Raw genomic sequence first — 26,076 nt, 5'->3', positions numbered from 1 at the left:
ACACGCTCGCTCGACGCACAAACTGATTGCGAGGCGAACACGCCATTGAGGCAAGTGTGTGAACGCGCGCTGCGGCGAGCCCGGGCGATGTCAATTCAGTGGCATTGTGGCCTCTCTGCACGACCGGCTCGCCACAGGAAGCCCGCAACTCGGTTGCAATCGGGGCTTAGGCAGGACGCCCATGCGCAGCCACCGGACGCAGTGACGGTCGCCGCCCGCAAGCGTCCGGACCGTCATCTTGAGCACGACAAACTATCGTCCCGATATCGACTGCCTACGCGCCTTCGCCGTCGTCGCGGTGATTGCATTCCATTACGACATCCCACCATTCCGCAGCGGCTATGTCGGCGTCGACATCTTCTTCGTGATCTCCGGCTTCCTGATCACCCGGATCATCCGTGATGAAGCGCGCGCCGGCGCGTTCTCCTTCGCGGCGTTCTACCGCCGCCGCGCCCGGCGCATCCTGCCGGCAGCCTTCGCCATGCTGTGCGCCACCCTGCTCGGCGCCAGCATGATCCTGCTGCCGCAGGACACGGTGTCGGCCGCGCAGCAGGCCCTCGCCGTGCTCACCTTCTCCTCGAACATCCTGTTCTGGTCGCAGCAGGGCTATTTCGATGCGGCTGGGATCACCAAGCCGCTGCTGCATACCTGGTCGCTCGGCGTCGAGGAGCAGTACTACCTGCTGTTTCCGCTGCTCGCGCTCGCCGTGTTCAGGCTGCGCCGGCCGCTGATGCTCGCGAGCCTCGTCGCCGTGTGCACGGCCTCGCTGCTGCTCTGCGTGATCCAGACCCGCACGCACCCGGCCGCTGCGTTCTACCTGCTGCCGGCACGGGCCTGGCAGCTGGCGCTCGGGGCGCTGCTCGCGGTGGAAGCGCTGCCGGCGCTGCGCTCTCAGTCGCTCAGGATCACCGTGACCACGCTTGGATGGATCGCGCTCGGCGTCTCCGTGAACATCTACTCGCCGCGCACGCCCTACCCCGGCGTCGCCGCGCTGCTGCCCTGCCTCGGCACCGCCGCCGTGATCTGGGGCAAGCCGGACCTGAACAGGACGGCGCTTGCTCTCGCATCGCCGATGATCGCCATCGGGCTGTGGTCGTATTCGCTGTATCTCTGGCACTGGCCAGTGGTGTCGTTCGCCACCGCTGTGTGGGGACCGCCGAGCTCGCCCATGGACAAGGTGGCTCTGCTCGGCGCCTGCACGATGCTGGGGCTGGCGAGCTTCTACCTCGTCGAGCAACCCGCGCGTCGCGCCGACTGGCCGATCACGGCTCGGGCGCTGGCGGCGACCGGCGCCACCGCGCTGGCAGCCAGCGTCGCCATGATCGTGCTATCCGGCTTTCCCGGCCGTTTTTCGCCGCAGCAGCAGGCCATGGCCGGTTTCCTCGACTACGACCACCGGAGCGTCTACGAGGAAGGGCGTTGTTTCCTGACGCCGGGCCAGACGTTTGCAGCGCTGCAGCCCGACTGTCTTGCCAGGGGCACGCGGCCTCGCATCCTGCTGTGGGGCGACAGCCATGCGGCGCATCTGGTGGACGGGCTGAAGCGCGCTCTGCCGCAGGTCACGCTGGCGCGTGCGACGATGGCGCAATGCGTGCCCTATGACGAACCCGGCCAATCCTCCGCCTGCGCAGAGTTCAACCGCAGGCTGCCCGGCGTCGTCCGCGATCTCGCGCCTGACATCGTCATCCTCTCAGGCAATTGGACACGCACCGTGATGGCACCCGCCGCGCGCGCGAGCCTGCAGGCCGCGCTCAAGACGATCGCGGAGAGCGGCGCCGAGATCGTCGTGGTGGGGCCGAGCCCGCAATTCGACCGGCCGTTGCCGCATCTGCTGATCGCGGCGCAGCGCTTCGGTGTCGCCACCGATGGCCACACGCTGGGTCTGCTCGGCGAGGTCGACGTGGTCCTGCGCGAGCGGTTGAACGGCCTGCCGCAAACCGACTACGTGTCGCTGATCGACCGGCTCTGCCCCAACGACGCCTGCGTGTTGCAGACATCCGACGGCGCGCCGCTCGCCTGGGATGACGGTCATTTCACCGCCCAAGGCTCGGCGCTGGCGGCGATCGAGATCGTCAAGGCCTCGCCGGCGCTGGCTGCGTCGATCACGCCGCGGAGCGAGTGAACACCCCAGCGGCGACCCGGACTAATCGTCAGCCAGGAACGTCGCAAAGATCGGCGCGGCGCGTTCGCCCATGCGTTGCGCACCCGCCACCGTGAAATGGCCCGCGTCCTGGAACAGCCAGACGCCGTCCTCGACGACAGGACAATCCCGGTCGCAATACACCTCCGACGGCCGCAGCAGCATCACCTTGGCCAGGGGCCTGATCGCCTCGCCGAGGACCACATCGATGGTGTGATTGGCGGCGATCGCCTCGCTCTTCGGCACGGCCTCACAGGGCCTCGCCGGCGCGTGCCAGCGTGGGCCCGGCAGCATGCGTAGCTGATCGAAGGCACAGTTCACCGGCCGCACCTGGCCGCCGATCACGAGGAAATGGCGGCCCGGTCGATCCAGCAGGCGGATCGTCTCGAGCAGGCGTTGGGCGACCTCGGCGTTGCGCGCCTGCGCCGCCGGTCCCTCGCGCAGATCCAGATAGTTCTGCCATGCCTGTCCGATGACGACGAAATCGGCCGGCGATTGCCGGATGCGCGGCAGCTCGCTGTCGCGCAGCTCGGCACAGGCGCGTGCACGCGGTCCTTCCGCGGTCAGGCCGACCAGGGTCGGGCAACCGCTCATCGTCGAGACGTGCCCGATCATGCCGCGCGCCTTCAACGACGTATCGAGCGCCGCGACATATTGCTGGACATAGGAGTCGCCGAGCAGCTCGACGCCGCGCGTGCCCTGGAGATCGCCGAAGACGCAGAGCCGCCCGACCGTGCCGCCGCATTTGTTCAGGCCGAAGCCCTGCAGCTTGAACAGCGCGAGCTGATCGTCAGGCAATCGCGACGCGACGCCGTTGGCGCGATACGTTACGTGGGTGAAGCCGGCCCCGACCAGCAGCACGGTCGCAAAGCTCGCCACTTGCGCCCAGCGCGGCCAGGGGAGACGTCGCAGCGGCTGCTCGACCGCGACGAACATCAACGCGGCCAATGATGCCATCAGCGCGAGCTGGGCCGCAAGCCCCGTGGATGTCTGAGCCGCCTCGCCGAAGATGAAGCCGGCGAAAAAGATGATCGGCCAATGCACGAGATAGAGCGAATAGGAGGCTGCGCCGATGGCGCGCAGCGGAGGGGCCATCACCAATGAGGTCGGCGCGTTGGCGGCGATGACCAGGGCGGCGGCAGCGCAGGGCACGAGCGCCGCGACACCGGCATAGGCCTGGTAGCGGCCGATGATCACGAGGCTGCCGATCAGGATGATATCGCCGCAGGCTGCAGCGATGGTCCGCGCGCGCGGCAGCGACGCCAGACGCGCTTCCAGGGGAATGGCGAGCGCGCCGAGCGCGAACTCGAACACCCGGAACGGCGTCAGGAAGAACACGGCCTCCGAATCCCAGGGCAGCCAGAGTGCCGCCGCAGCGAGCGACAACAGCCCGATTGCAGCGATCGCCCTGAACAACTGGCCGCGGCGCCCTGCCCATATCAGCAGCAGCGGCGCCAGCGCATAGAACTGCACCTCCAGCGACAACGACCAGAGATGCAAAAGCGGAAGCTGGTCGGCGGTCGGGGCAAAATAGGCGCTCGCCTCGCGCCAATATTGGATGTTCGAAATCGAGAGCAGCCCGTGCGTCGCCTCCTTGGCGAGTTGGCGTAGCGCTTCCGGCGACAGGAACAGCCAGCCGACCGCAAAGGTCGCCGCGATCGTCGTGACCAGCGCCGGCAGGATGCGCCGCGCGCGCCGCAGATAGAACTCCGACAACGAGAACCGCCCTGCTCCGACGTCGCGCAGGATCTGGCCGATGATCAGATAGCCGGAGATCACGAAGAAGATGTCGACGCCAGCAAAGCCGGCCTCGAAGCCCGCGATCTTCAGATGGAACAGGATGACGATGACGACGGCGATCGCCCGGAGCGCATCGATATCGGCGCGATGACTGCGTTCCAATGTGGTCCACCCCGCACATTGTTGGAGGCGAAAGACATGCGCAGACGCGAATGGCAACAGCAGGAAACAGTGATGACGTCATCGGACCGATCCCATGACGGCGGGCCGGCAGCCGCATGGCAGCGCCCAGGAATGGCCCATGTTCGACGGCGACCGCGGGCTGCGTTACGGCCTGGATTGGTCGGAGAGGAATTGGGAGATCACGGAGTCGGCGCGTTGTCCCATCAGCTGCGCCCCTGCCACCGTGAAATGGCCGGGGTCGAGAAACAGCCAGACGCCGTCGTCGCGGACGACCGGACAGTCCTTGTCGCAATACAGCTCGGCCGGCCGCAGCAGCACGGCATTGTCGCGTCCCATCAAGGCATGCTCGAGCAGGCCATCGATCTCACGCGTATCTGCGCGCGCCCGAGCGGTGTCGAACGGAGCGCAGCGCGGCGGCGGCGCGTGCCACAACGGACCCGGCTGCATCCGCATGTGATCGAAGCTGCACGCCACGGGCCTGATCTGGCCGCCGATGATCAGGAAGCGGCGGCCCGGCCGGTCGAGCAGAGCCAGCAGAGCTTGCAGGCCATCGCGGATCTCGCTTGCCCTCCGCTCATCCGGCTGCCCGGGGCCCTCGACATAGAGGTGCCAGGCCTGTCCGATCACGACGAGATCGGCCGGAGACGCCTTGACGCGCGCCAGCTCGCGATCGCGAAGCGCAATGCACTCGGCCGTTCGCGGCGGCAGTGGAGCGACTCCCAGCAGCATCGGACAGCCGCCGACCGTCGACGTTCTGCCATTGATGCCGCGGGCCTTCAGCGGCTCGTCCAGCGCGGCGACATATTGATGCACGTAGGAATCGCCGAGCAGCTCCAGTCCACGGGAGCCGGCCGGCGCACCGAACGCGCAGTCCTCGCCGGACCGACCGCAGGGGCTCATGCCGAAGCGTTGCAGCTCGAGCCGCGCGCGCTGCTCCTCCGGAAGCCGCCCCGCCACGCCGTCGGCCTTGAAGGTTGCATGCGTGGCGACGGCACAGAGGGCGATCACCGCGGCAAAGGCGGCGCCCTGCCTCCATGGCGCACCCTGCAGGCGACGAATGGGCTGCTCGACCAGAACAAACATCGCCGCGGTCAGCACCGCCATGAGCAGCAGTTGCACGATCCGTCCCGTGGTGCTGGAGGCCTGCTCGCCGAAGATGAAGGCGGCGAAGTAGATCACCGGCCAGTGCACGAGATAGAGCGAGTAGGACGACCGTCCGACAGCCAGAACCGCGCGGTTGGCGAACAGGCGCAACGGCCTGTTCGCTGCGATGATCGCGACCGTCGCGATGCTCGGTGGCAGGGCGCCAAGCCCGGCGTCGTGCTGGAAGCGCGCGATGACGAGAAGGCTCGAGAACAGCAGCGCATAACCGCCCCACGCAGCCACGGTCCGGATCATCGGCCAGGTCGCGAAACGCCGCTCCAGCGCGATCGCCAGTGCGCCGAGGGCGAATTCGAAGACGCGAAACGGCGTCAGGAAGAAGACGGCCTCGGGATCTCGCCGCAACCAGAGGACGGCGGCCACGAGCGACGCCACGCCGCACAGCGCGATTCCCGACGCGACCAGGCGCACGCGGCTGAGCAGCACAAGAATCAGCGGCGTGATCAGGTAGAACTGCTCCTCGGCCGAGAGCGACCACAGATGCAGCAGCCCGAGCTGATCCGAGCTCGGCGCGAAATATTGGTTGGACTCGCGCCAATATTGAATGTTGGCGATCGATAGCAGGCCGTGCGTCGCCTCCTTGGCGAGCTGGCGCAAGGCGTCCGGCGGCAGCCACAGCCAGCCGGCCGCGAAGGTCAGCATGATCGTGACGATGAGCGCGGGCAGAATTCGCCGCGCACGGCGCGCATAGAACGCAGCGAAGGAAAACACGCCGAGCTCGATGTCGCGCAGGATATGCCCGGTGATCAGATAGCCCGAGATGACGAAGAAGATGTCGACGCCGGCAAAGCCGCCACCAAAGCCGGCAACCTTCAGGTGGAACAAAACCACAATGCAGACCGCGATCGCCCTGAGGCCATCGATATCCGCCCGATAACGCGCTTCCAACTCAGTCCATCCTACGCCTGTTCGCGCGCACGATATGGACAGACATGAATGGCCACAATTGGAAACAGTCAGGATCGCGTCATGATGATCAGCAGACGGCGCCGATCGCAGTTGCGACTTCAGGATGGGGGACCCGAGCGCTGCCAGCGCTACAGCTCATGCTCGCAGTCCAGGCAAATACGACGATCCGTTGAACGATTGGTCCGAATGCGGCAATCTGGTGGCGACGCAGGGAGCGAGGGGCTGATGCCAAGGACGAATCGATCGAGACTGAGATGGTGCAGCTTGCGCGAGGGGCTTGCCGTCGCAGGCCTGCTGTTCGCGGCCTCGGCGGCCCTGGCGCAAGCGCCGGTTGCACCCGCGACGCCTGCGCCTGTCCCTGCTCCTGTCCCCGCGCCTGTTCCGGCTCCAGCGCCTGCCCAGACCACGGTCGAGCGCAACGCCAAGGGCGTTGCCGGAAAGGCCATTCAGGTCGGCGTCTATCTCAACGTGCAGCCCGACTGCTCCTCCGGCCCCCTGCCCTCGATCCGCCTGGTCACGCCGCCCGGCAACGGCACCGTCTCGATCAAGCGCGGCAAGATCTCGGCCACGAACTACAAGCAATGCCTGGCGCTGGAAGTGCCGGGCTTCATCGCCTTCTACCAGTCGAAGGCCGATTTTGCCGGCACCGACACGGTGACGCTCGAGGTCAAGTTTCCGCAGGGCCGCACCGAGCTGCAGCGGATCACGATCAACGTTGGCGTCGGCCCCGCGGGCCAGAAGATCTGACGTCGTCCGCTCAGCGGCGCGACAATCGCTTCAGACATGAAAAGGGCCGCCTCACGGGCGGCCCTTCGTGTCTCCGAAGCTGGTCCGATCAGACGTGGACCTGCACCTGCGTCTGGCTGTTGTCCAGGATCATCTTGATGACGTCGTCACCCCCGGTGAGGTTGGTGCCGTTGTCCCTGATGGTCGCGACACTGGTCCAGCCCGAGCCGGTGTTGATCTGCACCGTCAGGTCGCCGTTGCTCAGCACGCCGGCGCCGTTGGCGGAGGCAAGGCTCGAGTGGCTCGGGTTCGAGCTGTCGACGAACCGCACCGCATCGGCGTGATTGCCGGAGACGTTGGCGAGCAGCGCCGAGAGATCGATGACATCGCCGGACGTTCCGGTCTGGAAGTCCAGGATCGCATCGACGCCGCCGCCGGTGAGATCGCCGGCCTGCCACTTGAACGTATCCGAGCCGCCATTGCCGGTGAGCTGATCGCTGCCGCGGCCGCCGATCAGCACGTCGTTGCCCGATGAGCCGTAAAGCTCATCGTTGTAGGCAGACCCGATGACGCCTTCCATGTTCTTGTAGGTGTCGTGGCCGACGCCCGAGAGGTTGGCGCCGATATACGTCGGGTTGCTACCCTGCACCAGCGTGAAGCTGATTCCGGCGGTGGCGTCGGAGAAGTCGAGCAGGTCGATCCCGGCACCGCCGTCGATGTTGTCATCGCCGTCGCCGCCGCGGATGATGTCGTTGCCATTGCCGCCGTTGAGCGTGTTGGCAAAGCTGTTCCCGACCAGGGTGTCGTCGCCCGAGCCGCCGGTCACCCGCTCGACATTGAGCAGCGACGTGAAGCCGGTCGCGGTGCCTGCCGCCAGGTTGACGTTGACCGATTCCGTCGTGGTGTAGGTCAGCGTGTCGTTGAAGCTGCCGGCGAGATCAGCGATCACCGACTCAATATTGCTCAGCTTCGTTCCGTTCACGTCGGTGATCACGCCGTTGGCGAGCGTCACATACAGCAAATCCTGGCCGTTGGTGCCCTCGATCGAGAACGTGTCGGTGCCGGAGCCGCCATCGACGATGTCGACGCCGTCATTGACGCCCCAATAGAAGGTGTCATTGCCGGAGCCGCCGATGGTGATGTCGTTGCCGCTGCCGCCCCGGATGGAGTCGTTTCCGGCGCCGCCGTCGATGAAGTCGTTGCCGGCACCGCCGAGCAGCGTATCGGCGCCGCCGAGGCCGTAGATGCCGTCATCATCGGCGCCGCCGTTGAAGTTGTTGCCGCCGCTCGACCCGATCATGACGTCGTAGCCGTTGTTGGCGTTGGCTTCGAGCGTGTTGTCGACGGTCGCGGTGATCGCGTCGCCGTCATAGGCACTGAAGCCGGACAGCCAGGGTGCTGAGCCCGCGAGGTTCGGATTGCTCGACAGGGAGTTGATGGTGAGGTTGTAGGCCTGATTGTCGAGCGCGTTGAAGGCGACATAGGTCGACACCGACGACACCGAGTCGGTTGCCGTCACCTTGTAGACGTACAGGCCCGCATCATTGTTGTTCGGATCACCGCTGAACTGGGTGCCGCTACGGTGAATCCAGCCGTCGTCGCCGGTCGAGGCGTAGACGAGCGCCGTGGTGTAGGTCACCGTCCCGGTGCCGCCGGAGAACAACGACGCAGCATTCAGACCGATCGTGTTCGGCGAGTCGGTGTTCTGGGACAGCGCGTAGCGTCCGTCCACGCTCGTCGTGTCGACGACCGCCAGCGGGCCCGGCTCGTTGGTGCCGTTGATCGTGACGTCGATGATCTGGCTGGCGGTGCCGTCGAGCGACTTCACCGTCAGCGTGTCATGCTTGACCTCGCCGTCATTGAGCGCCTGCACGTTGCCGGCCGAGTTGTTGAGCGTGTAGCCCCAGACGCCGGTTGCCGCGTTGAAGGTGAAGTTGCCGTAGGTGCCCGCCAGCGAGGCGGGCGTCTGGAACACGGCCTCGCCACTGTCGACATCGGTGACCTTCAGCGTGCCGCCGGCGGTCAGCGTGCCGTCCTCCTTCACCGTGCCCGTCGCCGGGCCGCTGATCGACGCCGCATCGTTGGCGCCGTTCACGGTGACCGTGACGGTCTGCGTGCTCGTCCCGCCATGACCGTCGTTGAGCTGCACCGTGTAGGTCTGATCGATGTGGTCGCTGGCGCGCAGCGACTGGATGTCGGAGTCGTTGACGGTGAAGGTCCAGTTCACCTTGTGATTGGTGTTGTCGACCGTGGCGTTGAACGAGCCGTAGTAGTTGCTGCCCGCCGGTGTCGTGTAGCTCACCGTCTGGCTGTCACCGTCGACATCGGTGAAGGCGATCGCGCCGGACGCCTTCTCGACCCCGGGCGTGACGCCCGTGACCTGCACCGAGATGTCGTCGATGTCGGCTCCGCCCGCGCTGGTGAACTTGAGCGTCGTCGTCGTCGAGGTCGCGGTGAACTGGTAGGTCTGCTCCGTCCAGTCACGATGCCAAGTGGTGCTCGTCAGGAGGGTGGTTCCGTCCACGGCCGATGTGACGGGCGTGCCGTTGGCCATGACGTAGAAGTCGACGGTATAGGTCATGCCGACGACGGTGGTAATGGTCTGGCTGATCGAGCTCGATGAGCCGTAGAACTCGGCCGAGCCGCCGTCCGTGTGGCCGCCCATCACCTTGACCGCCTGCGCGCCTCCGACCGTCCACGCATCGAGCGTGTACCAGTGGTTGTTGTAGTAGCTGAACGTGCCGTTCTGGACCAGATTGCCGGTCTGCACGCCGTAGGAAGCATCCTCTGTCACGCTTCCCGCGGTGGTTCCCGCCCCGAACGTCGGGGCATGGTTCGGCAGCGTGACGGAGCCGGTCTGGCTGCTGGTCACGTTCTCGGCGAAGCCCTGACCATCGGTATAGGTGATGTTGGCCGAGATCTTGTGGCCGACATCGTTCGAGCCGAGCGTATAGGTCGATCCCGTCGCGCCGTTGATGACGGCGCCGTCCCGCAGCCAGTGATAGGCGACATTGGACGCGGCGCCATCGGGGTCGCTGCCGAGATTGGCGGTCAGCGTCTGGCCCTGAACAGCGTTGCCCGACACCGTCACGGTCGCCGGCCCGTCATTCACCGGCGTGATGGTCAGCGTGAACGTGTCCGAGGCGGCATATTCGCCGTCAGAGGCATAGACCGTGACGTTCACGGCGCCGGCGAAATTCGCCGGTGGCGTGCCGTTGAAGGTGCCGCTCGCCGCATCGAAATGCAGCCACGCCGGCAGGTCGCTGCCGTTGGCGAGGTTTGCCGACAGCGTCAGCGGACCGTTGCTGCCGTCGAAGCGACCGTCGACATCAGCGAACGTGTTCGCCGGAATGGTGAAGCTGAACGGCTGGTCCTCGGCCGAGTTGCGGTCCACGAGCGCGTTCTGCAGGGTCGGCGCGTCGTTGTTGCCGAGGATCTGGATCGTCACCGTCTTGGCGGTGCCGTCCTCGGTGTAGACCGTGAAGCTGTCGGTCAGCGTGGCCTGGTTTTCCTTCAGCGCCTGGATCGTCGGGTTGTTGTTGTAGAGCCCGTAAGTCCACTTGCCGTCGCTGCCGATGTCGAACCAGCCGTAACCGTTCGCCGTGTTCGAGGCTGCCGCCTGCCAGACGTCGTTGTGGCCGTCGACATCGGTCGAGTTGAGGTCACCGCGCGCGATGGCATAGAGCGGGCTGCTCTGGCTATTGCCGATGCCCCCCTCCTCCGCGATCGTGCCGCTGGAATCTCCGGTGATCACGGCCGCATCGTTGACGCCGGTGACGGTGATCTTCAGCGTCGCGGTGTTCGAGACCGCGCCCGACGGATCCTTGTCGGTGTAGGTGAAGGTGTCGATCGCCTGCACACCGGCCGCGAGCGGGTCGGCCTTGTCGGCGACATAAATGTAGGAGCCGTCGGCTTTCAAGGTCAGGTGGCCGTAGGTCCCCTCGATCGAGGTCCCGACCCTTGCCCCTTGCGTCACGCTGCCGGTGCCGGCGACGACGCCGGATACGACGAGCGAAGACGCGCCGGTGTCGGCATCCGTATCGGCCACCGAGCCGCCGGTGGAGCCGCGGACCACGCCGTTCGCCACCGAGATGTTGAGCGTGCCGTCCTCCAGCACCGTATTGGTATCGGAGTTCGCCACCGGCGGATGGTTGGCGGGGATCACCGCGATATTGACGGTCTGCGTGTCGCTTAGGGGACCGCCACCGACATTGCCGTTGTCGTTGATGGTGATCGTGATCGAACCGGGCTGGTCGCTAGTCGGCGTGAACACGGCCGACTCCATATAGTGGTTGAGATCGCTGATCGCGAACCCGGATAGCGAGACCGACTGCTTGGCATCGAGCACGCCGAGCGACGGGATCGAGAGCGAGCCGCCAACGATGTCAAGCCTCACGAACTCGGCAACATCGCCGTCCGCGTCCGAGAAGGTGATCGCATTCGCGCCGCTAAAAGCGAACGCCACGCCTTGATTGGCGGTCACCTGCGTCGGGGCATGGACCTCCGGCGCATCGTTGACCGGCGTCACATTGATCGTCAGCGTGCCGGTGTCCGTCTGCCCGGCCGCATCACGCACCGTGTAGTCGACGGTATCCGCGCCGTAGAAGTCGGCCTTCGGCTTGTAGACATAGGTGCCGTCGGCGTTGAAGTGGATCGTGCCGCCCTTGGCCGTCGTAAAGTCGCCCGCGACAACGCTGATCGTGTCGCCGGTGTCCGGGTCACGGTCATTGTGCAGGACGCCCTTCACCGGATCGGACACGGTCAGCGTCGTGTCTTCGGTCGCCGTTACCGCATCATCGACGGCAACAGGTGCATCCTCGACCGGGTCGATATTGATCGTGACCGTCTGCGTCGCGCTCAGATCGCCGCCGCTGCCGACATTGCCATTGTCGTTGATGGTGATCGTGACCGACGCCGGAACATCCCTGTCCGCATCCGGCGTAAACACGGCCGATTGGAGATTTTGGTTCAGCTCGCTGATATTGAACCCGGACAGCGAGACCGAGTGCTTGACGTCAAACACGCCGATCGACGGGAGCGAGAGCGAGCCGCCCACGACTTCTATCCGCACGAACTCGACGACATCACCGTCCGCGTCGGAGAATGTAATCGCGTTCGCACCCGTGAATTGGAACGACGTGTCCTCGTTCGTGGTCACCTGCGTCGGCGCGTGGATCTCGGGCGCATCATTGACCGGGGCCACGATGACGCCGATGTTCTGCACATGGGCGGTCGCGACGTCTGCGTGATCCTTCCCGTCGGACAGCGTGGCGTGATCGGTAACCTCGACATCCACCGAAAGCGTGAACGAGCCATTGTAGTTCAGCGGCGGCGTCACCTTGAGCGGCTGGCTGTTGAAGTTGGCGATTGCGGCCTGGTCGTCGATCACCCACTTGCCCGCATCATCGCCGGTGCCGGCATGGCCGACCGAGAAGGTCGCACCGTCCGGGTAGCCCGTAATCAGCATTCGCAGGCTTTCGGAGCCGTCGTGATCGCCGACCGCGGCCGTGATGACCTTGAGGGCGATCGCCGTGTCTTCGGCGCCCGTCGCCGGCGTGGTATCGGAGAAGCCCAGGGTCGGTGCATCCGCCTTGGGCGCGACGTCGACGGTGACATGCGCAGTCGCGGTGCCGCCATCACCGTCGCTGATCGTATAGTCGAAGCCGGCGACGCCGGAGAAGTTCTTGTCCGGCGTGAACAGCGGATTGCCGTTGTTCAGCGAGACCGTGCCGTGCGTCGCATTGCCGACGCCGGTGACGGTCAGCGTATTGTTGTCGACGTCGGTGTCGTTGTTGAGCAGGCTCAGCAGCGAATTGATCGTCAGCGGTGAATCTTCCGAGGTCTGCACCTTATCGTCATGCGCGACCGGCGGGGTATTGAACACGCCCGTCAGCGTGCGCGTGCCGTCGGTGAAGGCGAAGCTCTCGTAATTGGTGAAAGTATCGGTCACCCCGTTATGGGTGACGTTCACTCCGATCAGCGTCTTGCCGTCGTCGGCGAACACCTTGGTGTAGGTCGCCTCGGAGAGCTTGAAGCCGAACTTCACGGTGTCGCTGTCGGCGCCGCCGTCCGAGACCACGCTGGTGTTGCCGGCGAACCGGGTCAGGTCGAGTGTGTCGTTGCCGGACCCGCCATTGAACACGATGGTCGAGGGTGCAATCGCGGTGCCGCTGATGTCGGTGATCGTCACCGTGTCGGCGGCAGTGCCGCCGGTGATGGTGACACGCTCGATCTCGTCGGCACGGATCGTTGCACCGTTTGGACCATCATAGCGCACCAGAATATCGGTCGCGTTGCTCGCCCCGGCATCGTTCAGGGTCGGGTTGATATCGGTGCCCGAACCGGCCTTGCCGATGGTGAAATTGCGCGCGTTCGAATCTCCGGTGATCGCAAGCACGTCGTAGTTCGGGAGGGTCGAGCCGGTTTCCGAGCCGCCATCGATAACGTCGTTGCCGTCCCCGACCGTGTAGAGGAAGGTGTCGTTGCCGGCGCCGCCGAACAACCTGTCGTCACCCGCCCCGCCCTTGATGATGTCGTTGCCAGCGCCCCCGTATAGAGCATCGGCGCCGCTGCCGCCCACCAGGATGTCGTCACCGCCGGAGCCATGGGCCTCGGTGATGCCGCCCAGCTTGTCGATGCCCACCACCTTGTCGGTGACCGACGCACGATCGGTCACGCTGTGCGCACCAACCGTCTCGCCAAGGATCGTGGCCGAGCTGTCGCCGAGATTGACGAACACCGGCGAATTCGGCGCGTCGTAACGCACCGTGGTCGCCGTGCCCGCGGCATCGACCCGCACGGTGAAGTTGTTGGTGGCGGTGTCGTGATCGCGATCCTCGGCCGTGAAGCTGAAATTGAGGTCGAGATACTGGCTGGCTGCATTCGCATTGCCCGACGGCGCGGGATGATCGAGCGGCTGCAGCAGCGTGAAGTTGTAGGAGCCGGAGCCCGCGTCCGACAGCGACATCGTGAACACCGCGGCGTCGGCGGGGTTCGTCGTCGCTTTGCCGTCCTGGCCGATATAACTGCCGACGCCGTTCATACGATAGGCGGTCAGCGTGGTGTGGTCGGCCGACAGCGCGTAAGTGAGACCGACGCCGAGCGATGTGAGGCCCGAGAGCTGGTGATTGTCGGCGTCGAAGACCTTGGGCGTTGCATTCGCAAAGGTCAGCGACGGACCGGCGCTGTCGCCATCCGCGCCATACTTGACCTGCAGATCGACGGCACCGGTGGAGACGCTGCCCGCCGCCTCCGAGATCGTGACGGTGTCGATATCCTGGGACGACGGACGATCGTCGCGGACGGTGATGCTGATCTGGTCGTGCAGCGCGAGCTTGTCGCCGTCGGAGTCGACCGCGGTCACGGCCGTCGAGAGGTCGAGGGTCAGCGTATTGTCGTGGCCGGTGCCGACGTGGTCGAGCGGGCCCTTGAGGCGGAACGAATACTGGCCGGTGTTGGCGTCGACCTGGAACTCGAGGATCGTGACGTTGCCGGCCTTGCCGACCAGCATGTTGTTGGCGGTATCGATGCTGTAGGTCAGCGCCACCCCGCCGGAGGTGAGCGAGAGCAACTCGGGCGCGAGATCGGTCTTCTCGACCGTATAGGTCCCGAGCTTGTCGGCGCCGAACGACACCAGCGAGGTCAGATTGCCCGTGAAGTAGGAATCGTCGCTGTTGCCGTCGCCGTTGAGGTCGCTGCCGTGCCCACCGCCATTGTTGACCGTGAAGATGCCGTTCGGCAGCTCAGTCTCGTAGACGGTGGCTGCCAGCGTCGTCGCCGTCGCCACCGGGCTGTCGTCGTTGATCGTCACAACGAAGGACGAGCTGGCGCTGTCGCCATCTCCATCAGTCGCGGTGAAGCCGAAGGTCAGCTTGACGTCGTTCTCGCCCTGGCCCGCCGGATGGTCGACATGCTTCAGCAGCGTGAAGCTGTAGCTGCCGGCGCTGGAGTCATCGACGCTGACCTTGAACACCTGGTTGGAGGCTGCCGGCGCGGTGTTGGCATTGGCCGGATTGGAGCCGGTGTAGCCGTAGAGCGTATTGCCGACCACCCAGTACTTGACCTGCGCGCCGTCGACCTTGAGCAGGCCGGCATCCGAGGACACGTTCGCGCCGTTCGTGAAGCCGGAGAAGGCCACCGCGCGATTGACCGAGCCAGTGTTGTTGTCGTCGGCGCCCCAGGAGATCGCGAGCGAGCCTGTTGCGGTGACGTCGGCCCCGGGGGCGTCGCCCGCTGCAGGTGCCGTATTGCCGCCGGACAGGCCGTCCTCGTCAACCGTGACTGCGACGGGAGCCCCGATCGCCGGCCGGCCGTTGTCGTCATTGATGGTGACGGTGAAGTTGCCGGTGGCCGAATCCCCGTCCGCGTCGGTGGCGGCGAAGCCGAGCTTCAATGCAAGCGCATTGGTCTGGCCGGAGCCGATGTGGTCGACATTGTCGAGCAGCTCGAAGGTGTAGCTGCCCGAGCCGTTGTCGGACAGCGTGACGTGGAAGACCTTGCGGTCGCTCAGCGTCAGCGAGCCGCCATTATCGTTGGCGACGCCCCAGATCTCGGTATCCGAGACGCGGATGAACTGCACGGCCACGCCGTTCGAGGTCAGCGTCGGACTGCCGGAACCGGTCGTCTTGACGATATCGCCGCTGTGGATCGATGCATCGAACCCGACGCTGCGATTGGCGGTCCCCGAATTGCCGTCGTCGGCGCCCCAATTGATGTTGAGCGCCACGTTCGAGGCGGTCTGCGTCTCGAACACCTCCGCGCCTGCGGCGCCCATGGTGTTCTCGGTCAGGGTCGCGCCGTTGGGCGTGCCGATCACCGGCACGTCGTCCTTCACCGACACGGTGAAGCTGTTGCTCGAGGTGTCGCCGTCGCCGTCCGTCGCCGTGAAGCTGAACGAGAGATTGACGATGTTCTCGCCGGAGCCGGCGGGATGATCGATGTTGCCGAGCAGCTTGAAGCTGTAGGACCCGTCGTTCTGATCGCTCAGCGACACTTCGAACACACGGGTGCCGTGAGCGAGATCGGTGCCGGTGTAGCCGACCAGCACGCCGTTCTCGAAAGCGTATTTGACGGTCTGGCCGTCCGACGTCAGGTTCAGGTTGCGGCCTGAGCTGTCCTCGGCGTCGACATTGGCGCTGGCGCTCGAATAGCGGAACGAGACCGAGCGGTCGCCCAGCCCGCCGCCGGCGGTCTTGTTGTTGTCGTCGCTGCCCCAGGTGATGTTGAGGTCGCCGCTGACGGTTGTCGACTCCTTGGAGGAATCGGTGCCGTTCGACAGATCGTCCTCGTCGACGGTCCGGGAGTCACCGGACGCCGCGACCGGCGCGGTGTCGATCACGTTCATCTTGAAGGTGCTGGTGACGCTGTCGCCGTCGGAATCGGTCGCCTTGAAGCCGAAGGTCAGCGGCAGGCTGTCCTTGTTGGCCCCCGACGAGGGATGATCGAGATTGTCGTACAGCGTGAACTTGTAGCTGCCGTCACCGGTGTCGGACAGCTGGATGGTGAAGACGGTACGGTTGTCGGCGCTGACGGCCGTCAGCAAGGTGCCGTCGGCGGAGACCTTGTAGCTGACCGCCGAGCCGTCCGAGGTGAGGCCCGTTGCACCGGCAGCGGTGGTGAACACCACCGAGCGGTCGTGCCCCACGCCGCTGTTATTGTCGTCGGCGCCCCAGGAGATGTCCAGGGTCCCGGTCTGCACCGTCGAGTTCGACGCATCGGGGTGGCCGGTGTCGTAGCTGGTCGTCGGCAGGCTGGCTTCGCTGACGGTCTCGTCCTCGGGGCAGCCGATGATCGGCACATCGTCGACGATCGAAACGGTGAAGCTGCTGGTGGCGCTGTCGCCGTCGGAATCGGTCGCCTTGAAGCCGAAGTTCAGCGTCCGGCTGTCGGCGCCAGCGCCGCTATGGTCGATGTTGTCGAGCAGCGTGAACTTGTAGCTGCCGTCGCCGTCGTCGCTCAGCGTGACGGTGAAGACGGTGCGGTGATCGGCGGTGACGGCGGAGAGCGTGGTGCCGTCGGACGAGATCACATAGCTGACCGCCTCGCCATTCGAGGTCAGGCCTTCCGGTGCGACCGTGTTGAAGAACGACACCGAGCGGTTGTTGGTCACGCCGGAATCGTTGTCGTCGGCGCCCCAGGAGATGGCGAGCCGCCCGGTCTGCACGGTCGAGAAGGATGCGTCGGGGAACGCCACATCGACGATGTCGGTGGGCAGGTTGGATTCCCGGACCGTCTCGTTCTCGGCGTGACCGATGGTCGGCACGTCGTCGACCACGGTGACGGTGAACGTGTTGCTGCTCGAATCGCCGTCGGAATCGGTCGCGGTGTAGTCGAAGGTCAGCTTGACGACGTTGCTGCCCTGCCCGGCCGGATGGTCGAGATTGCCGAGCAGCTTGAAGGTGTAGGTGCCGGTGCCGTCGTCATCCAGCGAGGCCTCGAAGACGCGCTGGCCATAGGCCAGGCTGCTGCCGGTGTAGCCGACCAGCACGCCGTGATCGAAGGCATATTTCACGGTCTGGCCGTCGGAGGTCAGGCCGTTGATCGCGACATCGCTGCCGTTGGTCACATGGACGTCGGCCGCAGCGTTGGACGTGTTGGTGAAGCGGACCGAGCGATCGGCTGCGCCGCGGTCGTTGTTGTCGGCGCCCCAATTGATGTTGAGCGCGCCGGTGACCTGCGGATCACCGCCGCCATGTCCATCGTCGCCATGTCCATAGCCATCATGCCGGTCGTCGTCACGGCCGCCGAAGTCGCAATCGCCGCCGCCGTTGAGATCGGCCTCGCTGATGCTCTTGGCTGTCCCGGCCTGGGCGACCGGGCTGTCGTCGTTGACGTTGACCTTGAACGAGCCGCCGACCTGGTCGCCGTCGGAATCGGTCGCGACGTATTTCAGCGTCAGCGCGATGTTGTCTTCGCTGTTCGGAACGGGATGGTCGAGATTGTCCAGCAGCGTGAAGGTGTAGGAGCCGGAATCCAGGTCGGACAGCTTGACCGTGAACACCGCGGCGTTGGCCTTGCTGTTGGTCCAGTTGCCGTTGCCGTCGATATAATGCTGGCCGTCGAAGCGATAGGCCGTGATCAGGGTGCCGCCATCGCCGACCGCGTAGGTCAGGGCCACGCCGTTCGAGGTCAGATGCTGACTTGCGAGCGTGGTGGTGGCGTCGGACGCGAAGGTGACCGCGCGATCACCATTGACCGGCGCCGAGCCGGTGATGCCGACATTGCCGAGATTGTTGGCGCTATCGGCGCCCCAGGAGATGCCGAGATGGCCGGTCGCGACCGTGCTCTGGCCGGGGACGTCGTTCGGGCCGCCGGCGATGCCGGTCGGCAGGCCGTCCTCATCGACCACGCCGGTCGCGATCTCCCGGTTCAGCACCGGCGCGTCGTCATTGACCTTCACCGTGAAGGTGCTGGCGACCGCGTCTCCGTCGGAATCGGTGGCGACGAAGCCGAGCGTCAGCGTGACGTCGTCCTCGGTGTTGCGGACGGGATGATCGATGTTGTCGATCAAGGTGAAGGTGTAGGCGCCCTGCCCCTGGTCGGACAGCGACACCGTGAACACCGCGGCGCTGGACGGATCTTCCGTCGGCTTGCCGTTCGCGTCGACATAGGTCTCGTGCGCGGCATCGTAGCGATACGCAGACAGCAGCGTGCCGTTCTCGGACACGACATAGGTCAGGCCGAAGCCATTCGAGGTGAGATGCTTGGCCTCGAGCGTGGTGACCACGTCCGACGCGAAGGTCACGGCGCGGTCGCCATTGACGGACGCGCCGTCGATGCCGCCATCGACGTGGCTGTTGGCGCTGTCGGCACCCCAGCGGATGCCGAGGAAATCGGTCACGGTCAGATTGGCGCCGTCGGCGTCCTTGCCGTCCGCATAGGAATTGCCGGGATTGCCGAGCCCGTCCTCGTCGACCACCGAATAGGCGACGCGCTCGCCGAAGGTGGGGGCGTCGTCATTGACGTCGACAGAGAAGCTGCCGGTGATCGCATCACCGTCGGAGTCCGTCGCGACGAAGCCGATATCGAGCGTGATGCTGTCCTCGGTGCCGTGCACCGGATGATCGAGATTGCCGGTCAGCTCGAAGGTGTAGGAGCCGGCATTCTGGTCCGACAGCGACACGGTGAACACCGCAGTGCCTGCCTGCTCGGTCGGCTTGCCGCCGGCGCTGACGAAAGCTTCGTTGGCTGCGTCGTAGCGATAGGCCGTCAGCACGGTGCCATCGGCCGACACCTCGTAATGCAGTGCGAAGCCGTTTGACGTCAGATGCTGAGCCTCGAGCGAGGACACCACATCCGCAGCGAAGGTGACCGCACGATCGCCATTGACCGGCGAGCCATTGATGCCGCCATCGACATGGCTGTTGGCGCTGTCGGCGCCCCAGAGGATGCCCAGCGTGCCGGTCGCGGTCAGCTCGGCGCCGGCGACGTCGCCACGATCGTCGTAGCTGTTGCCGGCATTGCCGAGGCCGTCCTCGTCGACCACCCCGTGGCTCGGCTTGCCGTCGAGCACGGGCGCGTCGTCATTGACCTCGACGACGAAGCTGCCGTTGATCGCATCGCCATCGGAATCCGTGGCGGTGTAGCTGAAGAACAGCGCCTGATTGTCCTCGCTGCCGTGAACCGGATGGTCGAGGTTGCCGATCAGCGTGAACGTGTAGGAGCCGGCATTCTGGTCCGACAGCGAGACCGTGAACACCGCGGCGCTCGCCGGATCCTCGGTCGTCTGGCCGTTGGCGTCGATGAAGTGCTCGCCGTCGAACCGGTAGGCGGTCAGCAGCGTGCCGTTCTCGCTCACCGTATAGTTCAGCGAAACGCCGTTCGAGGTCAGCCCGAGCTCGGCGAGCGAGGGGATCGCATTGGTGTCGAAGGTGACGGCGCGGTCGCCATTGACAGGCGAGCCGTCGATGCCGCCATCGACATGGCTGTTGGCGCTGTCGGCGCCCCAGAGGATGCCGAGCGTCTTCGTCACCGTCAGATCGGCGCCAGCGGCGTCGCTGCCTTCCTTGTAGCTGTCGCCGATATTGCCGAGGCCGTCCTCGTCGACCTGGCCGGAGCTCTGCTCCGCGCCGATCACAGGCGCGTCGTCGTTGACCTTGACGGTGAAGGTGTCGGAGATCGCGTCGCCGTCGGAATCGGTCGCGACGAAGCCCAGATTGAGCGTGATGTCATCCTCGGCGCCGTGCACCGGGTGATCGAGATTCGCCGACAGCGTGAAGGTGTAGGAGCCGTAGCCCTGGTCGGACAGCGACACGGTGAACACCAAGGTGCCGGAGCCGCCTTCGCTGCCCTCGCCGACCGCGTCGGCACGATAGGCGGTGAGCGTGGTGCCGTCCGCTGAGAGCTCATAGCGCAGCGCGAAGCCGTCCGAGGTCAGGTGCTGATCCTCGAGCGACGCAATGACGTTGGATGCGAAGGTCACGGCGCGGTCGCCATTGACCGGCGCGCCGGTGATGCCGCCATCGACATGGCTGTTGGCGCTGTCGGCGCCCCAGCGGATGCCGAGCGTATCGGTCACCTTCAGGTCTTCGCCATAGGCGTCGCTGCCGCCCTTGTAGCTGTCGCCGGCGTTGCCGAGGCCGTCCTCGTCGACCACCGAATAGCTCGGCTTCTCGCCGAAGACAGGCGCGTCGTCGTTGACCTTAACCGTGAAAGTGTCGGTGATCTGGTCGCCGTCGGAATCGGTCGCGACGAAGCCGAGATTGAGGGTGATGTCGTCCTCGGCGCCATGCACCGGGTGATCGAGATTGCCCGACAGCGTGAAGGTGTAGGAGCCGCGGTCCACGTCGGACAGCGATACGGTGAACACCGTAGCGCCCGAAAGCCCTTCGCTCCCCTCGACGTTCAGCGGCTTGCCGTCGGCGCCGACATAGGTTTCGTGCTCGGCGTCGTAGCGATAGGCGGTCAGTACGGTGCCGTTGGACGACAGCTCGTAGCGCAGCGTGAAGCCGTCGGAGGTGAGATTCTGGGCCTCGAGCGTCGACACCACGTTCGCCGAGAAGGTGACGGCGCGGTCGCCATTGATCGGCGTACCGTTGATGCCGCCGTCGACGTTGATATTGGCGTCGTCGGAGCCCCAGCGGATGCCGAGCGTCTCGGTGACCGTGAGGTCCTCGCCATCGGCGTCGCTGCCGGCCTTCATGACCACAGGCTTGACACTGTCGCCCTCGGAGGCGCCCTCGTCGCCGCCCGGATGATAGCTGTCGCCGGCATTGCCGAGGCCGTCCTCATCGACCACCGAATAGCTCGGCCGCTCGCCGAAGCTCGGACCGTCGTCGCCGATATTCACCGTGAAGGCGCTGTTGACCGGATCGCCGTCGGCGTCGGTCGCCACCACGTTGAAGGTCAGCGGCTGCGACGCGCCATGGACGCCGTTATGATCGATATTGTCGGACAGCGTGAAGGTGTAGCTGCCGGATCCCGTGTCGGACAGCGTGACCGTGAAGATGGTGCGCACGCCCTCGCCGCTGCCGGCCGTGGCGATGATCTCGGTGCCGTCGGCCGAGACGCTGTACGAGATGGTCTCGCCATTGGAGGTCAGACCGAGCGCCTGCAGCGTCGCGATCTCCGAGGATGCGAACACCAGCGAGCGGTCGCCGTCCACCACAGTGCCGTTCGAGCCGCCATTGACCTTGCTGTTGCCGTTGTCGGCGCCCCAGGAGATGCCGAGATCCACCGTCTCGGTGGTCTGCACGAAGCCGCCCTCGACGTTGGTCTGCTCGGCAAGGCTGGTCGTCTCGACGGTCGCCGCGACCGGCGAATCGTCGTTGACCCCGATCGTGATCGTCACCGGCGCAGTGTCGCCGCTGCCATCGATCGCAATGACGTTGACGGTGAGGTTCAGCGTGTCCTCGGTCCCGAACACCGGATGGTCGAGCGGACGCAGCAGAGTGACGGTGTAGGTGCCCTCGATCGTCGAATTCGCGTCGAGCGTCATGGTGAAGACCTGATTGGCGGCGATCGACGGATCGGTGCCGATATAGCCGATCAGCTCGGGCTGGCCGTTGATCGTGGTGATCGCGAAATGCACCTCCTCGCCGCCCGACGTCAGGCCTGCGAGACCGGGCTGCGAGGCCGCGAATGCAAAGGCGCGGCCGATCACGTCGGTGCCGAAATCGACGTTCAGCGAGCCGGTGAAGCTCGTCACGACGCCGCCGACATCACCGGGGCCGCCCGGCCGTCCCTCGGACAGGCCGTCCTCATTGAGAAGCGCGGGCTGGACGCCGCCGGGGATCGGCGTGGAGTTCGGCGTGGTCGGAGTCTGGCCGAAATTGCCCGAGATCGATTCGCCCGTCAGCAGCGCCAGCGGCGTGCCGCCGTTCAGCGGATCGATGGTGAAGCCGCCGAAATTCGCGCCCGCAGGCACGCCCGGAGCGCCCGGCGTTCCCGCCGCGGGCAGCACCGACTGATCGGTCGTGAGCGGAAACAGCTCGGCAAACTGATCGCCATTGATGATGCGGTCGGGACCGACTTCGAAGCTGACATCCTTGAGCGGCGCGCCATTGTTGTCGAACACCGGATCGATCGACACCGTCGACTGATTGTCGAACAGGATGATCAGCCGGTTGCCGATCTTCACGAAAGTCAGCTTCTCGCTGGCGATGTCGCTGAAATCGATCTGGCTCTGACCATCGAGATGAACCGTGACAGCCTGGCTGCCCTGCGGCTTCTCGATCTTCACATGCTTTGCGTTGGCGCTGGATGGCTGCGAGGACGTGCCGGTCAACTGGGCCAGCAGGACAGGAGCATTCATGCGCCACAATCTCCATATGCGGGGCGCCTTGGTGGCGCTCCCATTTCTGCGATTAAACTATTATTAAAGTTTAATTCGGGTCAATATTACCACGGTCTCTTAACCTGACTTTAGGGACTTTGGGTAAATGCAGTCAAGTGCAGCCGCGTTTACCAAGGTAAACCGGTTAGCGAGAATGCTTTACGACTGCGGGGGATGGCGCGCAGGCCTCAAGAATAGAACGGCGCTAGTCTGTATAGACGCGCCGGGCCCGAGCGGTATTCGCAGGATCTATACTTGGACGCGGCAATACGCGCCTCGCGCGAATGTGGCGGGAACGCCTCAAAATCGACGAAATGGAACTCGCCCGCCGCAAATTATTTGCGGCAGGCGCGGGTTATTCTTCTGAAATGCTGAAAAATGCGCGCGGGATCAGATACGGCTGACGACGCAGGGGATCGGCTGGTACTTGTGCAGGTACAACAAAGCCTGGTCATTGATGCCGTCGAGCCACACACCGCGGCCGGCATAACGGTAACCATCGCCCATCGGCATCAAGCGGACCGGAATCGCGTGACGCGGGCTGAGGCGCAGCTCGCCTGTGACGATTTGTCCCGGCGCGAGCACAGGACGAGAGCGCAGCACGTAGGAGCCGCCATTGTCGCAGGAGATCGCGAAGGCCGCACCAGGCAGCATGAGATCATGCGCCTTTGCGCTACCGACGAATCCACCGAGTGCCGACAGGGCCACTGCCCCGGAAATCATGAGTTGCTTGATCTTCACTGCTATCCCTCTGCTCGCCAGCTTCCCCGCGCGCATTAAGACCGCAAATCGATCCTTCCACAAGCCGTCATGTCCGCGCAGCTCAGAGCAAGAGCGGCGGACCCTGCCCCCAACTACCACCACTCTCCGCCTCGGCGGCCGGCGCGAGATCGCTCTCGCTCTCGTGGTGCAGCCGCTCGGCATAGGGCGCAGCGAACAGACTGACACCGCGATGATCGATTGCAAACAGCGGCATGAAGGACTGCAGATCACGGCCTTCCATCAAGGCGGCCCGGCGATTGTCGAGCACCAGCCATTTGCCGTCGATCCGCACGGCGAGAACCGCATGATCCTGACGCACGGCGAGGTCGCGGACCAGGAGCAGCTTGAGATCAGCGTCCGCCGTTCCGGCTGCGAGCAGCACGGCGTATTTGGCGATGGCATAGTCCTCGCAGTCGCCGAGGCCAGCGCGCAGGGTCTGCAACGGTGAGCTCCAGACGTCCGGCAAGCCGTGCTGCTGATCGTCGCTGACATAACGCACGGCTTGATTGACGCCGCGATTGACGATCTCCGCGCGGACGCGCGCGTCGGAGGCCGCGGCTGCCTGCCGCTTCAGCGCAACGAAACCGCGCTCTGACGGCGAGCAGCGCGCATCATCGGCGTTGCAGCGCTCGACCGACATCTGCTCGCTGGCCATGGCACCCTGGACGCCGCGCCATTTGATCCACAACAGGCCTTCCGGCGCGCGGAAGGTCATCAGGCCGAACGGCTCGTCGCTCGGCGCTGCCAGAGCGGGCCCTTGCGGCGCATCGCTGCTGATTCCAGCGCGCGTTGCCGCGTCGGTCGACGCCACTTCGACCGGTCCAGAGGCTGCTCGGCGCAGGCCGTCATGCTTGGCGAGCACGGAATTGATGGTGAAGAAACGCACGGGCGGCGGCACGGACAGAGCAGGCTCCGGCCGTCTCCCGCTGGCCTCTGCGCCCCGATGTTTCGGCCGACGCGACACCGGCACAGCCGGCCACCACCGAGAGGGCAAGCGCAAGCCCCAGCGCACGCGGGAACACCCGCGGCCGATCGATCCGCAACATCACTGACGCCCCGTCTGCTCCGGGGCATCGGCCGACATCGTCGTGTCGGTCCCTGTCCCGGTCGTTATGGGGATCAGGGATAGAACCGGCGCTGCTTCGGGCCGGTTAAACGGGGCTGATCAGGGCGGCCATGTTTGCCGACGCGACTAACAGCGCCGCACCAGACCGTCTCAAATTGTAGCTATTTCGCTGGTCGCCGACCCGTCCCAGCGCAAAGCAGACAGATCGCTGCCATCCGGAAGGCCGGGAATACCGCTGCCTGCCCTGGCGGCCCTCGACGGCCGGCTGGCTGCGCGACACGCTCAGCGCTCGCGTAGCGCCTCGTCGCGCAGCATGCGGGCCGGCTTGACCAGATAGTCCAGCACCGACTTCTTGCCGGTCAGGATCTCCACCGTCGCCACCATGCCCGGAATGATGGGAAGCGGCTGCTCGGCGGTGCCGAGATGGTTCTTCTCGGTGCGAACCATCACGCGATAGAAGGTCTCGCCGCGTTCGTTCTTGTCGCCCTTCTCGTCGGTGATGGTGTCGGCGCTGATGCGCTCGACGCGGCCGTGCAGCGAGCCATACACCGAGGAATCATAGGCGCTGAGCTTCACCACCGCCTCGTGGTTCGGGCGGATGAAGGCGATGTCCTGCGGCCGGATGCGGCCCTCGACCAGCAGCGTGTCATCGAGCGGCGTGATCTCCATCAGGCTCGCGCCGGGCGCGACGACCGCGCCGATCGTGGTGACGTTGACGCGATTGACGATGCCGCGCACCGGCGAGCGCAGCTCGGTGCGCCGCACCCGGTCCTGGGCCGACTTGATGTTCTCGTCGAGGACTGCGAGATCGGCGCGGGATTTGGCGAGGTCGTCCTCGGCCTGGGCGCGGAAGGCGGTGACGATGTTGAGCCGGCGGGCGCGCGCTTCCTGCACCGCGGCTTCCGTCTTGACGATGCTGGCCTGGACGACCGCGAGCTGGCCGCGCATGTCGGTGGCCTGGCGGTCGGCGCGCAGCATCTCGATCTCCGGCACCACCTTCTGCTCATAGAGCTTGCGGGTCAGGCCGAGCTCACGATTGAGCAGCGCGAGCGTCTCGGAGAAGCGCTTCTCGGTCGCCCGGAGCTCGTCGATCTCCTTGCTCTTCTGCTGCTCCTGCTGCTGCACGACGTCGATGTCCTGCGCCAGCTTGCGGGCATGGGCGTCGAACACCGAGCGCTCGCTCTGCACGGCGCGCGGAGCCTCGGCGACGAGATCGTCGGGAAACACCACCGGGCTGCGGCCCTCGGTCTCCGCCGCGAGCCGGATAACGCGCGCCGCCATCGCGCCGCGGCGCTCGCGAATCTCGCCGAACTGCGAGGCGAAATTGGTGTCCTCGATGCGCGCCAGCGGCTGATCCTTCTCGACGATCGCGCCCTCCTGCACCAGCAGGTCGGCGATGATGCCGCCTTCGAGCGACTGGACCACCTGGGTCTGGCGCGACGGCACGACCTTGCCGTTGCCGCGCTTGACCTCGTCGAGCACGGCGAAATGCGCCCAGATCAGAAAGGTGAAGAACAGGCCGAGCGAGGCGAACAGCAGCATCCGCGCCGTCTTCGGCGTGCGCAGCTCGACGGCGGCACGGATGTCGTTGGAGAAAGCGAAATCACTGTGCGACAT

8 protein-coding genes are annotated in these 26,076 nt (G+C 65.5%); 2 read left to right on the top strand and 6 right to left on the bottom strand.

All coding sequences use genetic code 11. The features are described from left to right. Positions 1-238 precede the first annotated feature (238 nt). On the top strand, positions 239-2,122 hold the full coding sequence (locus ACVILH_RS20430) for an acyltransferase family protein (RefSeq protein WP_456714497.1): 1,884 nt from the start codon (positions 239-241) through the stop codon (positions 2,120-2,122). Positions 2,123-2,143: 21 nt separating this feature from the next. Here ACVILH_RS20430 and ACVILH_RS20425 read toward each other — a convergent pair whose 3' ends face one another. Together ACVILH_RS20425 and ACVILH_RS20420 are read right to left on the bottom strand one after the other, a co-directional pair. Next, on the bottom strand, positions 2,144-4,042 hold the full coding sequence (locus tag ACVILH_RS20425) for an acyltransferase family protein (RefSeq protein WP_456714496.1): 1,899 nt from the start codon (positions 4,040-4,042) through the stop codon (positions 2,144-2,146). A 165-nt stretch (positions 4,043-4,207) separates the two neighbouring features. After that, positions 4,208-6,112 carry an acyltransferase family protein gene (locus ACVILH_RS20420; protein WP_456714495.1) on the bottom strand — a complete coding sequence of 635 codons (1,905 nt, stop codon included), beginning with the start codon at positions 6,110-6,112 and terminating at the stop codon, positions 4,208-4,210. 285 nt (positions 6,113-6,397) lie between these two features. On the opposite strand from ACVILH_RS20420, the gene ACVILH_RS20415 reads away from it, so the two are divergent. Then, entirely contained in the window at positions 6,398-6,880 is a 483-nt protein-coding gene (locus ACVILH_RS20415; protein ID WP_456714494.1) for a hypothetical protein, read from the top strand. Between the two features lie 88 nt (positions 6,881-6,968). On the opposite strand, the gene ACVILH_RS20410 is transcribed toward ACVILH_RS20415, so the two are convergent. From ACVILH_RS20410 to ACVILH_RS20395, 4 genes are all read right to left on the bottom strand, one after another. Further along, positions 6,969-22,610 (bottom strand): T1SS-143 repeat domain-containing protein, encoded by a 15,642-nt coding sequence (locus tag ACVILH_RS20410; protein WP_456714493.1) that lies wholly within the window; start codon positions 22,608-22,610, stop codon positions 6,969-6,971. 411 nt (positions 22,611-23,021) lie between these two features. Then, positions 23,022-23,372 (bottom strand): hypothetical protein, encoded by a 351-nt coding sequence (locus ACVILH_RS20405; RefSeq protein ID WP_456714492.1) that lies wholly within the window; start codon positions 23,370-23,372, stop codon positions 23,022-23,024. A gap of 82 nt (positions 23,373-23,454) precedes the next feature. Further along, entirely contained in the window at positions 23,455-24,291 is an 837-nt protein-coding gene (locus ACVILH_RS20400; RefSeq protein ID WP_456714491.1) for a transglutaminase-like cysteine peptidase, read from the bottom strand. A gap of 450 nt (positions 24,292-24,741) precedes the next feature. Further along, entirely contained in the window at positions 24,742-26,076 is a 1,335-nt protein-coding gene (locus ACVILH_RS20395) for an HlyD family type I secretion periplasmic adaptor subunit (RefSeq protein WP_456714490.1), read from the bottom strand.

Source organism: Bradyrhizobium sp. USDA 4353 (assembly GCF_054063215.1).
This window is presented reverse-complemented; position numbering and strand designations above follow the sequence as displayed.

Bases quoted from the DNA above. Each gene is read 5' to 3' on its own strand.
- ACVILH_RS20410 (WP_456714493.1), bottom strand. From the start codon at position 22,610: ATGAATGCTCCTGTCCTGCTGGCCCAGTTGACCGGCACGTCCTCGCAG.
- ACVILH_RS20395 (WP_456714490.1), bottom strand. From the start codon at position 26,076: ATGTCGCACAGTGATTTCGCTTTCTCCAACGACATCCGTGCCGCCGTC.